General features: G+C 67.5%; 13 protein-coding genes and 1 pseudogene. 6 read left to right on the forward strand and 8 right to left on the reverse strand.

Going from position 1 to position 13,636, the window contains the following annotated elements:
• Positions 1–1,028: 1,028 nt before the first annotated feature.
• Positions 1,029–1,421, forward strand: a complete 393-nt coding sequence (locus ACZ4MU_RS09930) for a hypothetical protein (RefSeq protein ID WP_467873347.1) — start codon at positions 1,029–1,031, stop codon at positions 1,419–1,421.
• A gap of 117 nt (positions 1,422–1,538) precedes the next feature.
• Here ACZ4MU_RS09930 and ACZ4MU_RS09935 read toward each other — a convergent pair whose 3' ends face one another.
• The 3 genes from ACZ4MU_RS09935 to ACZ4MU_RS09945 all read right to left on the reverse strand — a co-directional run bounded on the left by ACZ4MU_RS09935 (position 1,539) and on the right by ACZ4MU_RS09945 (position 4,321).
• A complete protein-coding gene (locus tag ACZ4MU_RS09935; protein WP_467873350.1) occupies positions 1,539–1,907 on the reverse strand; it encodes a hypothetical protein in 369 nt (122 codons plus the stop codon).
• Between the two features lie 928 nt (positions 1,908–2,835).
• The gene (locus tag ACZ4MU_RS09940; RefSeq protein ID WP_467873352.1) at positions 2,836–3,567 is read right to left on the reverse strand and encodes a DUF7873 family protein; all 732 of its coding nucleotides are present in this window, start codon (positions 3,565–3,567) and stop codon (positions 2,836–2,838) included.
• Between the two features lie 100 nt (positions 3,568–3,667).
• Entirely contained in the window at positions 3,668–4,321 is a 654-nt protein-coding gene (locus ACZ4MU_RS09945) for a CatB-related O-acetyltransferase (protein WP_467873355.1), read from the reverse strand.
• Positions 4,322–4,421: 100 nt separating this feature from the next.
• Here ACZ4MU_RS09945 and ACZ4MU_RS09950 point away from each other — a divergent pair, with 100 nt between their 5' ends.
• Together ACZ4MU_RS09950 and ACZ4MU_RS09955 are read left to right on the forward strand one after the other, a co-directional pair.
• Positions 4,422–5,036, forward strand: a complete 615-nt coding sequence (locus ACZ4MU_RS09950) for a TetR/AcrR family transcriptional regulator (protein WP_467873358.1) — start codon at positions 4,422–4,424, stop codon at positions 5,034–5,036.
• Between the two features lie 79 nt (positions 5,037–5,115).
• A pseudogene (locus tag ACZ4MU_RS09955) lies at positions 5,116–5,327 on the forward strand (isochorismatase family protein); the annotation flags it as partial.
• Between the two features lie 60 nt (positions 5,328–5,387).
• Here the strand turns inward: ACZ4MU_RS09955 and ACZ4MU_RS09960 are convergent.
• From ACZ4MU_RS09960 to ACZ4MU_RS09975, 4 genes are all read right to left on the reverse strand, one after another.
• On the reverse strand, positions 5,388–6,173 hold the full coding sequence (locus ACZ4MU_RS09960) for a 2OG-Fe dioxygenase family protein (protein ID WP_467873360.1): 786 nt from the start codon (positions 6,171–6,173) through the stop codon (positions 5,388–5,390).
• Complete coding sequence (gene argF / locus ACZ4MU_RS09965; RefSeq protein ID WP_467873363.1) at positions 6,170–7,264, reverse strand: ornithine carbamoyltransferase; 1,095 nt, start codon at positions 7,262–7,264, stop codon at positions 6,170–6,172. Before argF ends, ACZ4MU_RS09960 begins: the two co-directional genes overlap by 4 nt.
• 890 nt (positions 7,265–8,154) lie before the next feature.
• A complete protein-coding gene (locus ACZ4MU_RS09970) occupies positions 8,155–8,928 on the reverse strand; it encodes a maleylpyruvate isomerase N-terminal domain-containing protein (RefSeq protein WP_467873366.1) in 774 nt (257 codons plus the stop codon).
• Between the two features lie 304 nt (positions 8,929–9,232).
• On the reverse strand, positions 9,233–9,685 hold the full coding sequence (locus ACZ4MU_RS09975) for a hypothetical protein (protein ID WP_467873369.1): 453 nt from the start codon (positions 9,683–9,685) through the stop codon (positions 9,233–9,235).
• 461 nt (positions 9,686–10,146) lie between these two features.
• Between ACZ4MU_RS09975 and ACZ4MU_RS09980 the strand changes: the two genes are divergently transcribed.
• The 3 genes from ACZ4MU_RS09980 (at position 10,147) to ACZ4MU_RS09990 (ending at position 11,610) form a co-directional block, all read left to right on the forward strand.
• Positions 10,147–10,671, forward strand: coding sequence for an NUDIX domain-containing protein (locus ACZ4MU_RS09980; protein ID WP_467873371.1), 525 nt, complete (start codon positions 10,147–10,149; stop codon positions 10,669–10,671).
• Between the two features lie 159 nt (positions 10,672–10,830).
• Positions 10,831–11,136, forward strand: a complete 306-nt coding sequence (locus ACZ4MU_RS09985; RefSeq protein WP_467873374.1) for a hypothetical protein — start codon at positions 10,831–10,833, stop codon at positions 11,134–11,136.
• A 129-nt stretch (positions 11,137–11,265) separates the two neighbouring features.
• Positions 11,266–11,610 carry a hypothetical protein gene (locus ACZ4MU_RS09990; RefSeq protein WP_467873377.1) on the forward strand — a complete coding sequence of 115 codons (345 nt, stop codon included), beginning with the start codon at positions 11,266–11,268 and terminating at the stop codon, positions 11,608–11,610.
• Positions 11,611–12,244: 634 nt separating this feature from the next.
• Here ACZ4MU_RS09990 and ACZ4MU_RS09995 read toward each other — a convergent pair.
• Positions 12,245–13,117 (reverse strand): helix-turn-helix domain-containing protein, encoded by an 873-nt coding sequence (locus ACZ4MU_RS09995; RefSeq protein WP_467873380.1) that lies wholly within the window; start codon positions 13,115–13,117, stop codon positions 12,245–12,247.
• Between the last annotated feature and the right edge of the window lie 519 nt (positions 13,118–13,636).

A 13,636-nucleotide genomic window follows, 5' to 3' on the forward strand; every position in this document is an offset into this window, starting at 1 on the left:
CGGGATACCGGCCCCGGACACTGCGCGACGTGCGCGAACGGATGACGTACGCCCGGCGCAGCGGTGAACCGGTCGTCGAGGCGCAGGTGCGACATAACGTGCTGACATCGACCCCTCGACGCCCAGCCGGCTGAAGCGCTCATTCACTCAGCGTGGGAAGAACTCCGAGAGCGAAAAGGCGACCGGGCCCGGGTGGTCGGCTGAAGAGCTCGTTGCCCGCGAGGGCAAGGCATCGCTCCATTTGAACGTTGTCGGGAGCGATGAGGCAGCCATTGCCATGTATCAACGCAGTGGCTACGACGTGTCGTCAATGTACCTGTCCAAGAGCGTGCAACGTCAGAGTGGGCGGTCGGCGTCTGCTTCTTCGTTCTGTCGAAGCCAGGCGTGGGGCGGGCGTCGCAGTGACCGTGGGCCTGCGCGCGCCCGGACGCTGGTCCGGCGCACAGGCAGGCCGGGTCGGACCATCTGATGCCGCGTCAGCGGGTGACTACCGGGCCGGGCACGACCAGGCCGGTTTCGGACGTGGTCACCACCGCGTGGGTCCGGTTCTGTGCACCGAGCTTGGTCAGCACGTTGCCCCCGCACGTGCGTCTTCACCGTCTCTAGGCTCACCCTGGACCGCCGCGACCCCCCCCATACCGCTTCCGCGATCTTGGGAACGGGAAGCCGCTTGAGTACGAAGCAGCCGGCTCCGGCGCTGAGTGCGGCGGTCAACGCGATTCGGCAGGCGGGAGAGGTTCCTGCGGCGCGTCTGGCGGCGGGCCCCCTCGGCGTTCTGGATCCGAGTCCTGCTCGGGCGGCACAGAACCAGCTGCCCGGACCTCATGGCTTACAGCGGCGGCGTCGGCTGACCGATGGTGCACGCCCTCCCTTCCCTGCCCGTCCGACCCGACCGGTCGCCTTATCCCGACCGTGGACTGATGTCCCATCAGGCGCGTTGCACATCAGGCTACTTGCCGCATGGCAAGTGGTCCGTCACAGTGTGAACAGACGCGCAACCGGCGCGAGCAGGCCGAGGAGGTCTCGTGATGTACGCGCGCCAGGAGATGGTCCGGTCGGTGAAAACCACACGACGACGATTGGCGACGGTCTCGGCCTCCCTCGCCGCAGCCAGTGCCTTGGGCGTGGTGACCGCAGCGCCGGCGAGCGCCGAGGTCAAGTCCACTTGCGGCACTTACATCTGTGTGGCCACCGCCTATCAGGGCCGCGACTACGTCCAGGACATCACCGTCACGACCCGAGAGGGACTGCCGGGGACATTGCGCGCCTTCGTGGGCGATTACCGGGGGAGCAAGGCCGGCGTGTCCCGGTGGCGGTTCGTTGTCAACCGTGAATTCAGGGCGTATCCCAAGTTGGTCGTCTGCGGTGGTCTGGACCGTAGCGGTAGGTTCATCGAGAACCACTGCGTGCTGATCCCCTGACTGCCCCTCGGCCCCTCGCTGTCGACGGGTCGCATTCGCTGAGCTTGGATGCCCGGTGTCGTAGAAGCTGACGCATCCTCGTTCGCGTCTGAGCCACTGACTCGGACGGCATCAGGACTACGCGTCGTAGTCGTCCGTGAATAACGACTTCGTCGGGCCACGTCGCTGTGGTGCTTTGGCACAGCGAGGGCAGATGGCCGAAGGGGGATCGCCCTGGCCAGCACAGAAGACGGTACGGCCCGTGATCACTGTCAGTTCGTCCCCGGGCTCCTGGTCCAGTCCTGCGATCCTGGTACGCCAGTCCCAGGGAACCAGGTCGACGGCTTCCCGCCAGCGCGGCCCAGCCAGGTGCACCACATCGCCCTGCCACGGCACGGGGCGGATGTAGCTTTCCGCCTCCAGCCAGTTCCTCCCGCGCCGGCCGCACTCGGCGGCTTCTTCGACCGAGGCATCGAGGTCCACGACGGTTTGGCGGTAGGTACCCACAGACTTCTTCCTCTCCTGCGCGGTCGACTTCACTGATCGCGGCACATGGGCGGTTCTTCGGGGCCCCGCGCACCTGGCCGCGCAGCCCCCCTGGCGTAAGCGTCAGGCTGTGGCCGCGGGCAATGTGTCCCCGCCCGGTCTCGATGATCTGCAGTGCGCTGCAACCAGCGTCTCAAGTCCCCGCTTGCGTCTGTAGGCGCTTGGCTTGTCGTAGGCGGCGACGGCGGACGAGCGGGATTCGCCAGCTGGGTCGGTCGAGCTGAGAACGTAATTCGTCGTCGTGTTCGTCCTGCGGTCATCATCGCCTGTGGCACTGACAATCCCCTGCTCGCAGCGCATGCGGAGACTTCAGAGCCCGAGGCGGGAGACGGCGTCATGCCGGGGACCTTGTGCGGCGGGTGCTGTGCTGCTGCCTATCTGCGCGGGAGTATCCAGAACCCCCGCCAACCCCGACGTCGTGGCCGCCCAATGAAGCGAATGCACCCGAGTCCGCGGCGAAGAAGCTTCCGCTGGGGCCGGCAGACCTGGCGCGGATGTGACGGAGCCCGGGAGCATGTCCAGCTCCCGGGCTCCAGCTTGCCACCCATTTGCGCACACCGACGGCGTTTAAGAACCGCGGGTCATGTTGAGATCGACGTGTTCTGCCTTTGAACTACAGCGCCATGAGAGAGGCGCCGGGGGGACTTGAACCCCCATCCGTCGATGTTCGCCCACGCTCGGTCGATCCGGTGTTCGGCGGCGAATGCTGAGACTGGAGCGAGAATCTGAGTTTCACGGGGCCGCCTCTGCCAGGCTTGGGCCACCCCCGCATGTGGTGCGGGGAGAGGGATTCGAACCCCCAACTGACACCCCATCATCAGCTTCAACATCAGTTTCAGCTTGCGCTCATCGCGCACCCTCCGCTCGCGACGGAGGGCGTATGTGGAGGCTACCGGAAGAGGTAGCCGAATACCGCGTCGCCGACCCGCTGGTCGGTGACCTCGGTGTTGTTCGCCTCCTCGCGGGCGAACTTGACGGACTGCTGAAGCTTCTCGACGCGGTCGAGGAGCTCGTTGACCCGTCGGGCGGGCAGCGCGCCGGAGAACTTCACCGTGGTCCAGTAACCGACCGGGACGTCCTCGTAGTACACCTCGACCTGCGCCGGATGCTTCTCCGTGGCCTCGGCCTTCACGTGGTTGCGCGGAACCTTCTTCGTGCGGATGGTCCGCACCGGGTCCGTCTTCCACGAGTCCGTCGAGGGGTCCAGGTTCCACGACTCCGAGGCGTCGAGCACCGGCAGCTTGCGCACGAAGGTGTGCAGGTCGGTGAGCTGCTTCTCCAAGAACAACAGGTACGGAACCGGCACTTGGGGCAACAGCACCGTACCGTCGACCACCACGTCCGCGGCCGCGGACCGGTTCGCCCAGTCCTTCGTCGCGGTCACGTCGAAGAGCCGCGTCAGCGTCCCGGCGGTCGCCCGCAGAGCGTCCTCGGCCTTGATCTGCACCCGGGTGGACTCGGGCGGCAGCTGCTCGCCCTCTTCGTCCTTGGGCTGGTAGGTCCGGGAGATGCCGGCCAGCAGGGCGGGCTTCTGCACGTCCTGGTGAGCCTGGGTGAGCTCCTGGAGGGCCTTGGACTTGACGCCCTTTTCGACTGCGATGATCTGATTCAGCTTCGCCACACGTCGAACTTAGCAATCCCGCGCCGGACGCACATCCGATTAAATGCTGTCCCTGGCGCGGGACGGGCCGGGTGATGGGACGTGGACGCGACGTCAGTTGTCAGGGCTCGTTGGTCTGGGCGCCTGCTTCCTCCAGGTCGGCGACGGTCCCCGACATGATCGTCCGCATATGCCTGGTGATGTGCTGCACGGGCCAGTCCCACCACGCCACGGCGAGGAGCCGGGCGATGTCCGCGGCGTCGTAGCGGGTGCGGATGAGGCGGGCGGGGTTGCCGCCGACGATGGCGTAGTCGGGGACGTCGGTGGTGACCACGGCGCCCGCGGCGATGACCGCGCCGTGGCCGATACGTACGCCGGGCATGACGGTGGCGCCGTGGCCGAACCAGACATCGTTGCCGACGACGGTGTCGCCCCGGCCGGGCAGATCGCTGATCAGGTCGAAGTGCTCGGTCCAGGAGCCCCCCATGGTGGGGAAGGGGAAGGTGGACGGGCCGTCCATGCGGTGGTTGGCCCCGTTCATGATGAACCGGGTGCCGGTGCCCAGCGCGCAGTATTTGCCGATGACGAGCCGTTCGGGTCCGTAGTGGTAGAGGACGTTGCGTGTCTCGAACGCGGTCGCATCGTCCGGATCGTCGTAGTACGAGTAGTCGCCGACCTCGATGAGGGGCGACTTCACCAGCGGCTTGAGCAGGACGACCCGCGGGTGTTCGGGCATCGGGTGCAGCACGGTGGGGTCGGCGGGAACGGGGTGCATGGGGGAGACGGTCCTTTCAGCGGGATCACTACCGCGACATGCGTAGCATTAAGATGGGACCACAGCCCAGGCATGCCGCTCAACCGGATATGGGATCGCGATGACAGAACCGACGGCTACGAGCCCTGACCGCCGTCCAGGCGGTCGCACCGCCCGCGTCCGCGCCCAGGTCCTCGACGCGGTGCGCGCCGAACTCGTCGAAAGCGGTCACGAGGGACTCACGATGGAGGGCGTTGCCACCCGCGCGGGAGTGCACCGCACCACGGTCTACCGGCGCTGGCGCGACGTGGGCGGCCTGCTCGCCGACCTCATCAACGCCGCCGGCGAGATCGACTGGCAGCCACCGGACACCGGCTCATTGCGCGGCGACCTGACGGCCCTCAACCAGGAGATCCACGAGTCCCTTGTCGCCCAGCCGTCGTTCGCCCTCGCCCTGATGGCTGCCTCGTTCCACTCCGAACACGCAGCGCTGGCCCAGACGCAGCTGTGGGCGGACCGGTACGCCCAGTGCGAGGTCCTCGTCGAGCGCGCGATCGAGCGCGGCGAGCTCCCCGCCGAGCACGCGGACGCACGGAGCCTCCTGGTGGCCGCCACGGCGCCGCTCTACCACCAGCTGGTGCTCCTGCGCGCCGAACCCGACCCGCGACTGCCGGAACGGGCCGCCGCGGCGGCGGCACTGGCGGCTGCCGCCGGTGTCTTCTCCCACCGGGAGTAGGAAGCGTGCGATCGGGGAGACGGGGCGGTACCGGCCGCCACGGGCGTCAGGGCGAAGGAAGGCAGGTGGCCAAAGCCGCCGGAGGCGGAGGAGCGCGTTCTGGGGCAGCCACCTCGCCTTGGTGCTCAGGGCTCGCGAGCTCGACGGCCTTGTTCTCAGCGGAATCGCCGTCAGCGCTGTCCACCCTTATGGCACGCCATCGACCTCGACTTCGGCCTCACGGTCCTGGCGGATGCCTGCCTCGACATCGACCCCGAGGTGCACCGGATGCTCACCGGAAAGCCCCGCTAGTGCGGTGCGACAGCCGTGAACCAACGTGTCTCCCGCAGTTCTGGTGGTTGGTTCCGACCGTTAGAGGGGCGATGTGTAGGGGATGAGGCCGATGAGGAGGGCGGAGCGGTGGCCGGGGTGCCCGGGGCCGGTCGTGCGGACCGGGGAGACGTAGTGGCTGACCAGGCGGTCGACTACGGCGTAGGAGTCGAGGGGTTCGGTGAGGGTGAAGCGGGTCTGAACCTGTTCGTCTGGGACCTGGTCGGGGCGGGCTCCGGCACAGTCGGGGTGTGCGATGAGGTTGTCGCCGCCGGAGACGTTGTGGCGCTCCACCAGGTGGACGAAGTAAACGCTGTCCTTGCCACCGTCCTGGTGCAGGCAGTCGGGTGAGGAGACGGCGACTTCATCCGCTCGTGCGGCAAGGCGGACGAAGTGCACCCCGACATGGACTGGCTCCAGCGTATCTGTCAGGCCCGCGCGGTCGAGATCGAACAGGATGAGACGGGTAAGAGTGGGATCGGCGAGCAGTTCCTGGCAGGCACGGGGGAACACTCGTGGTGTGCTGGGGTATTCGGGGTTGTGGTCGCTTTGGGGGAAGTGCGCGACCATCCCGTACCGGGGATCGGACAATCCCGGGACCCAGCTGACCGCCCGGGTCCAGGGCAGTAGGACGCCGAGTGCGTAGCGGCGGTAGCGGTGGGTCTGCGGGGCCTGGGGGTCGAGGGGCAGGTCCGCGTAGTGATCCCGGAGCGATGCGAGATGCTCGTTGATTTCGGTGGGGCCGGCACCGGGAAATACATCGGCGGCGGTGTAGCGCGCGTAGCCGTCACGGACCAGGTCCGCTGTCTGCGCGGGGTGTATCGTCACCGCTTTGCCCCGTCCGTGAGCGGACGGGCGTACGGCTGGACGGCCAGTTCGCTGACGAGCAGGGCCTTGATGGCGTGCATCCGGTTCTCGGCCTGGTCCAGGACGAGTGAGGCGGGGCCGCGGAAGACCTCTGTGGTGACCTCCGCTCCTTCCCTGCCGGTCTCGGCCAGCACCGCCGCACCGATCGTGGTGCTTCTGTCGTGCACCGCGGGCATGCAGTGCAGGAAACGCACATCAGGGTTCTTCGTCGCGGCCATGGCCTGACTGTCGATGCGGTACGGGGCCAGGGCCTGCACCCTGGGACGCCAGGATTCGACCGGCTCTTCGAGATGGATCCAGGTGTCGGCGTACACGAAGTCGGCGTCCCGTACGCCCCCGTCGAGGTCGTCGCTCTCCTCTGCGCGACCGCCTGTCCGCACGCAGATCCGCTCTACTTGGTCGCGAACGGTCGGGGAGCCACTCATCGTCGCGGGAGCTACGACCCGTACCGTCATGCCCAGCAACGCGCATGTGACGCGCAGGGAGTTGGCGACATTGGAACGGCCGTCGCCGACGAAGACCAGGCAGATGTCGGCCCAGGGCTTGTCGCAGTGCTCCGTGATGGTGAGGAGGTCGGCCAGGGCCTGGGTGGGGTGCCACGGTGGGGTGAGCGCGTTCCAGACGGGAACGCTGGCGTGACGGGCCAAGTCCTCGACGGTGTGGTGGTCCGGCCCCCGGTAGGCGATTCCGTCGTACATCCGTCCCAGGACCATGGCGGTGTCGACGGCCGATTCGTGTACACCGAGATGACTCGCCCCGGGCCCGAAATAGGAGACCTGTGCGCCTTGGCCGAGAGCAGCGACCTCGAACGCGGATCGGGTCCGCGTCGAGGACTTCGCGAAGAGCAGGGCGATGGTCTTGCCCGTGAGCATTGGCTTCTCGTCCGCTCTTCGACGTGCGGACTTCAGACGCCCCGCGAGCACGAGCAGCTCTTGGAGCCGGTCGGACGTCAGATCGGTGTCCTGGACAAGACCCGTACCCGAGGGCATCTGCTGGATGCCGTCGGCAACGGCGCCCGCCGCGGTTTCAGGAATCGCTTGCTCGTCAGCCATATGCCCATTCCCCAATGACCGGCGCCCTGCCGCCCTGTTGAGAGCCTCGCAGGAGGCAATGTCACCGGACACTGACTCTCGGCGGAACGGCCGGTAATCGACAGGATGACCTGAAGGAACCGCGCGGTCTGAGAACGCGGGAGGATGCCGCGCACAGCCCTTGACCGTCCGGGCCCAGACCCCATGGGCGCGGTTACATGGTGGAACGGACAGCGTCTGTGAAAGTCGCCTGGGACAGAGCGCCGGGAGTTCCCCGCTCACTGGCCCGACCACGAAGCTCTGACCCGGGGGAGAACCGGTTGGAAGAGACGGGCTTCCGCCGGTTTGGGGCGTGGTGGCGGCGGATTCGGTCAAGCTCAGGAGGTTGACCGATCAGGAAGGTCGGCGGTGACAACGGATCGTGTGCCAGGAGAGCACCAACACGACGCGCTATCGACGGGCGATGTGGCCGCTGGCCTCGATCGACGGCAACCGGGGCCCCAATATCGCCCAGTTGGTGCAGGCCGACGAGGATAGGGTGCGGGACGTGATCCCACCGGTTCAGTCAGATCGGCCCGGCCTGCCTGGACCCACGGTGGGCGGAAGGCCGTCCCCGCCTGATCAGCCCCGATGAGGACTTCGTCGTGGCGACGGCCACCACCCGCCGACCAAGCTCGGCCGGCCCTTCACCCGCTGGTCCATCCGTGAACCGCTCGCCTGCCTGTGGAAGGTGCACGGCCGGGTGATCCGCATCGGCCGCGCGGCCCTGCGCTGCCTGTCCGTCCGACTCGCGCCCCACCCTCCAACTCGCCGCCGACGGCAAGGAGTTACCGACCCCGCCGCGAATCCCGGGCTCAGTGGCGCCCCCAGGAGCGCGCGCACCACCGACAGCTGCGTCGCACGTGGGCTTTTTACGCGTTCGGGTCCCAGTCCGCGAGCTGCTCCATCGGCTCGGTGTCGCCGGTGGTCTCCAGGCCGTCGAGCGGGACGCGGTCGTAGAAGTAGAGGACTAGTTCGCTCGCTGCGCCTCGCATCGCCATGTCGCCCGGCTCCGCGTCGGCGGCGAGGTCGTCGCAGCGGACGCCGTCGGCATCGAGGGTCAGACGCCAGGAGCGGCCCTCGGTCGCGTGCAGGTCGATGGTCGCCGGCTTGAACGGCCAGGGGACGGACGTCGCCGAGACGGTCGTCAGGAACTCGTCGACGCCCTCGACCGCGACGTCCGTCGGCAGCGGCTGTGCGGCCCCCTGGGTGAGCTGTGCGTCGTAGGTGTGGACGGCGAACTCCTGGACCTGGTGCCGGGCCACGGCTCCGCTGGTCTCCGGGGCCTGTGAGCGGCCCCACCAGGTCCAGCAGCCGCGATCCGGGCCGGCCTCGCGCATCGCGTCGAGCATGAGCTCGGTCGACTCGGCGAGCCAGGCGTCCAGGGCTTCGCGGTCGCGGGGCGCGGTCGGGGCGCCCTTCGGGTCCGTCCTCACAGGGGGCTCAGCGCCCGGGCCCGCCGCGATGATGGCGGCCTGGCGGCGACGGCCGTCACCGAGGTGCTGCGCCAGTTCGCGCAGCGTCCAGTCCGGACACGTCGGGACCCGGACATCGAGGTCGGGGGCGGACGCTATCGCGGCGCGGAACGCGGCGGAGCGGTCTTCGATCAGCCGAAGGACCTCGGGGAACTCCAAAATGTTGTGCACTTCGGTTGTCTATCACGCCGCTCCGGCCGCCGGGTAGCAAATTTGTCGGGCGAACGCGACAACGGCCAGGGGGAGCGCTCGATGTCAGCGGGCTGAGCAGTGTGCGGGCCATCAAGCGGCACCGGATGTAGGTACGCCTCGCGTTGGGCTGCGTGGGACCCGCGGTTCCGTCGTTGATGTTGTTTTCGCCCCTGGCGGCCGGGTCACGGACCGGCGGGCGAGTGTCAGGTGTTCCGCACCACCGGGGCGCCGGGGGCCGGGCCGGACGGGGTCCCCTCTCAGCCCGGCACGCACGGGTAGCGGGTCAGCAGATGACGGTCACCTCGTGGGAGACCGGGCGCGCCGTCCAGGGGAAGCTGGTGACACCAAAGGTGGCGCGGACGGTGGAGCCGCAGGCCACGTTGGCACTCAGGCCCGGGACGTCCAGGTTGGTGTTGTTGAAGAGGGCGAACTTGGTGACGTTCGGCAGCGGGACGCCGTCGACCGTGGCCGTGAAGGTGGTGGTGAGCTCCTTCGGCTTGGGGGCCGGGCTGCCCGGGGAGGGCGGGCCGGCAAGGCCGACCTTGCCGACGAACGCAACGGTGTTGCCGGTGACTTCGGCGCACAGGCGGGTCGAAAGGCTGGACTGGAGTCCGGAGTTGCCACAGGAGACCACGGTCTCTGTGGTGCTCGCGGGAGCGGCGACGGCGATCGCCGGGGTGAGGGCGGCCAGGCTCAGGCTTGCGACTGCGGCAGTGAGGAATGTCGAACGCTGCATGGTCGATCTCCTTGGAAGGACGGGCCGTCGGACGGATCCCGAACGGCTCACGTGACATGTGATATTTCACATGTCACGTGAGGATCAAGTGATCCCCGTGTGAATGACTTGAAATCGTGGGGTGACAGCTCGTCAACGTGCGGTTCCAGACACGGAGTTGACAGAGTGGGCGCCGACAGGCGGGCGCGTCGGCCCGAAGCCCCGGACCCCGCCGGGCACCCGGACCCGCCGCGCGGAGCCACGCACACCCGCTTTCGAGTTACCACGAAGCCAGTGGCAGTGCCCTATCCCGGAGGGGAATGCCGACCGTGGAGAGACGAGACTGTCGTCGGGCTCTGGAGGTGTGATGGCTCTGCCGCTCGGGCCCGCTGGGGGGCCATGAGCGTGCGTGCGGGTTCTCGTGCCGCATCATGCAACGAGGCGTGGGCTTCGATGTCAGTGGGCCCTCGCATGTTGGGCCGATGATTCCGAACATGGTCGACGAGCGGGCCTTCGCGGCAGCAGTCGATGATGCCCGGTCGGCGGTGGCCGAGTTCGACGGGGCCTGTCAGTGGCTGGCCGCTGCCAGGCACGGGCCGATGGAACCGCTGGCGGCCGAGGTCTGGGTGTTCGACGAGGGCTTCGCCCAGGTGTTGTTGGTGAAGCATCGTTGGCGAGGGTGGGTTCCGCCAGGCGGGAGAGTCGAGGCCGGGGAGACACCGCGCGAGGGTGCGCGCCGGGAACTCTTCGAAGAGACGGGCCTTCGGGCGCAACTGCTGCCCGAACCGGCAGCGGTTGCGGTTCGTTCCTATCACCCGGACTTTCCGGACACGCTCGGGCTGTCGTATGCCGCGGTCGTTGATGTGGCGACGCCGTTCGTCGCGGAGACCGGGCAGCCTGTGTCCTGGATTCCTCTGGATGAGGACTGGGAGAGCTGCTTTCCCGAAGACCCCTCCCGCATCCGTCAGCACGCCGTGTGGATGGCTGGCCGGGTGAGCCGTCAGTGAAAGGCTGTTGTGGCGCCGCCGCGGCGGGCGAGCCCGCGTCGAAGGTTTCGTCTCGGTTGAGGCGCCGGACTGACCCTAGTGTTCCGCCGCCTCCGTGCGATGCTGGTTTCGCATCCGGGTCGACGCACACAGCAGCAGTGCTGGCGATGGAGGAATGGCGTGGATGAAGGCTTCGTCGGCGAGGCCGAGGAGCGCAGCGCCGACACCGTAATCGCGCCGGTCAAGCCCTGCCGAATGACCGAACTCTCCGACAAGCACAAGGCCTCGAACAAGATCCAGGCGGCACTCCGGCCCCGAGCCGAACCAACGATCTCCCGGAACAGGCAGCGGCGGCTCTTGCGGCAAGCCCTAACAGCTCCTACCAGCCCTTACGAGTCCGAACAAGCTCACGGCAGTCGCCGCCACGATCCTCACCCTTATGATCTGGATGCGAAAGCTCCAGGTCAGACGCCCCGCAGCGAATAGCGGGATCCCCGAATCGACACCTCGCCATCACCCGAATGGGCGCACCCACATGGCGGTACTGGACCTGGCGACCCTACGGTCGGTTCAGATCTCGGTTCCGAGACAGGTGGCTAGTCAGGGAGGTCAACCATGAACCGACTGCGCACCCTCGTCATCGCGGCCGCGCCTGCGACATTGCTGATCGGCCTGGCGCTTCCGGCTTCCGCCGCACCTGCGCCGCAGGCGCCGACAGCGCCGAACGCCCGCTGTTACACCCCGCGGGCTGACCAAGTTCTCACTGCCCAGGAAGGCATCAAACTGGTCAGCGCCTGCAAGACTCAGAAGTCTGACCCCTCGTGGCACTGGATGGGCAACTACGGTTCGGTCTACGACGTGGTCAACGTCGCGAACAGCAGGGGCGTCGGCCCCGGTGGGCTGGTAACGATACCGAATGCCAGCGGTGGCGGCCTGATCCCGACCTTCATGTACTACTGAACGGGCGACCTGGACCCCAGCAGCGTTTCGGTGTCTGACCTGGGCAGGGGTTTCGTTAGGAGTGTAGGTGTCGGGTGGCGTTGGATGGGTGGTCTTGGCTGACCGCCCATCCAGCGAGCGAATCTCTCCCTGGTCAGCTTCGGACCGAAGCGGGCCCTTTCCGCGTGATCGACAACTTTGCGAACATGACATGGGGCCGTGAACTCTCCTCGACCTCGTCCCGCACATCGGCCATCGCTTCGGCCATGCCGACTTGGCCTCCCGAAGCTGCTTGCGCAGGTCGGCGATGGTCTCATGTCGCTGCACTTCCCCAGGAGCGCGGAGGGCCGGGCGGGCGACTGTGGCCTTCCATTCGGCCAGGACCACCTCGGGCCGGTGGACGGTCGCGTGGCTTACCTTCGCCTCCGGGGTTCAGCGATCAGTTCAACCGTGGCAACCCGCGATGACCTTGCCCCAGCCTGTCCTCCGCAACCGGCAGCCGACCACCGGCAGGGACTGCCACCGGTGTGCTCCCGTGCGTGCATCACGGCCGTCGCCCGGTCCCGCCGCGGCGGGCGCATCGCCGCCGGTCCCGCTCTCCCGCCATCGGTGAGGCCGGTCGGCGAATCCAGGAGCTCATGGGTCCACGCCGAGCTCAGAGGTGGTTTGCCGTATGGATGTGTGTCTTGATGATGTCGGTGATGGCGTCGCGGCTGCTGTCGGGGCTGAGTGCCTGGGCTTGGAGGTGGTTGTGCAGCACGCTGTACTGCTGGACATCGGAAGGCTTGTCCAGGCAGAGGTCGCTGGTGAATTGCTCCACATGCACCACCGCTGCCGTGGAGCTGTCGGCGGACCGCAGGATGGAGAACTGTCCTGACAGGCCCGGGTGGGCGCCCGCCGTGTAGGGAAGGACCTGCACGGTGATGTGCGGCTCGGTACCCAGTGCGTTCAGGTGTTCCAGCTGTTCGCGCATGATGTCCGGGCTGCCCACGACACGGCGCAGGACTGATTCGTCCAGGACCACCCACAGGCGCAGCGGACGGGCCGGGTTGTAGATCCGGTGCTGACGGCGCAGCCGCACCTTCAGACGTGTGCCGGCCTGTTCGACGCTCAGCTGGGGGATCGTTTCCTCAATCGTCGCAAGGGCGTAGGCGGGGGTCTGCAGCAGAGCGGGGACCACCATGGGTGCGTAGGTGTGGAGGCAGGCAGCGTCGCTCTCCAGGGCGATGTAGAGGCGCTGGGGGATGTCGCCGTAGGCGTGCCACCAGCCCTGCTGCCCGGATTCCCTGGCCATCTCCATCAGGGCGTCGATGACCTGCTGGTCCGTGACTTCGTACAGCGCGCACAGGTCGCGTACGTCGCGGCAGCTGATGGCGCGGTTGCCGTTCTCCATGTGGCTGATCTTGGGCTGGGAGACCATGAGCCGCTCGGCCACTTCGGTGCTCTTCAGCCCGCGCTCCAGGCGGAGCCGGCGCAGCTCGGCTCCCAGGAGGCGTCTCCTGACGGTGGGGTTGTTGTTCGCCGCCACGGGTGGTGTACCTCCGGCTCCAAGTCATCCTGCTGGAGCGTAGATTGCCATGGAGTACACGTCGTTGATCACGCGCCATGCCGTCCTGCGCGTCGGGTTACCGAAGCGGACGGTGACGCTGTCATGTGCCTCGTGGCACGGGCCGTCAGGCGTTCTGTTCGGAGGGAGAAAGAGCAGGCACTGGTACTCCAGTTTGGTTTCGTGATCTATCCGCTCGTTTCGAGGGCTGAGTGTCGTCGGTAGCGACCGCCGAAGAGGTGGTCAGCGAGATCGGCTTGCTGGCTCAGGTGTGATGATGCGGTATGCGTCGCGAAGCTTCCCCGTGGAATACCTTTCTAGAACCAGTCTCCGGCTGGTCACACCCGCAAGAACCTTCGGCGTAGTGGATCACCGGCAGCTCGCGTGGCGCGAATTCGCCCTTGACTTCGTCGCGACCACGCGGTCACGCTCGACCCGGGTGTTCGCTGTGGCCGATGAAGCTCGCTGACCCGCGAGAACGGCCACATCGCATTTTTCGGC

It is taken from the genome of Streptomyces sp. NPDC026377 (assembly GCF_055567715.1).

What these genes read in the sequence shown, in the direction of transcription:
- ACZ4MU_RS09930 (WP_467873347.1), top strand. Translation starts at nt 1,029, where the DNA reads ATGTACGCGCGCCAGGAGATGGTCCGGTCGGTGAAAACCACACGACGA.
- ACZ4MU_RS09980 (WP_467873371.1), top strand. Translation starts at nt 10,147, where the DNA reads ATGATTCCGAACATGGTCGACGAGCGGGCCTTCGCGGCAGCAGTCGAT.
- ACZ4MU_RS09945 (WP_467873355.1), bottom strand. Translation starts at nt 4,321, where the DNA reads ATGCACCCCGTTCCCGCCGACCCCACCGTGCTGCACCCGATGCCCGAA.
- ACZ4MU_RS09975 (WP_467873369.1), bottom strand. Translation starts at nt 9,685, where the DNA reads ATGCAGCGTTCGACATTCCTCACTGCCGCAGTCGCAAGCCTGAGCCTG.
- ACZ4MU_RS09950 (WP_467873358.1), top strand. Translation starts at nt 4,422, where the DNA reads ATGACAGAACCGACGGCTACGAGCCCTGACCGCCGTCCAGGCGGTCGC.
- argF (WP_467873363.1), bottom strand. Translation starts at nt 7,264, where the DNA reads ATGGCTGACGAGCAAGCGATTCCTGAAACCGCGGCGGGCGCCGTTGCC.
- ACZ4MU_RS09990 (WP_467873377.1), top strand. Translation starts at nt 11,266, where the DNA reads ATGAACCGACTGCGCACCCTCGTCATCGCGGCCGCGCCTGCGACATTG.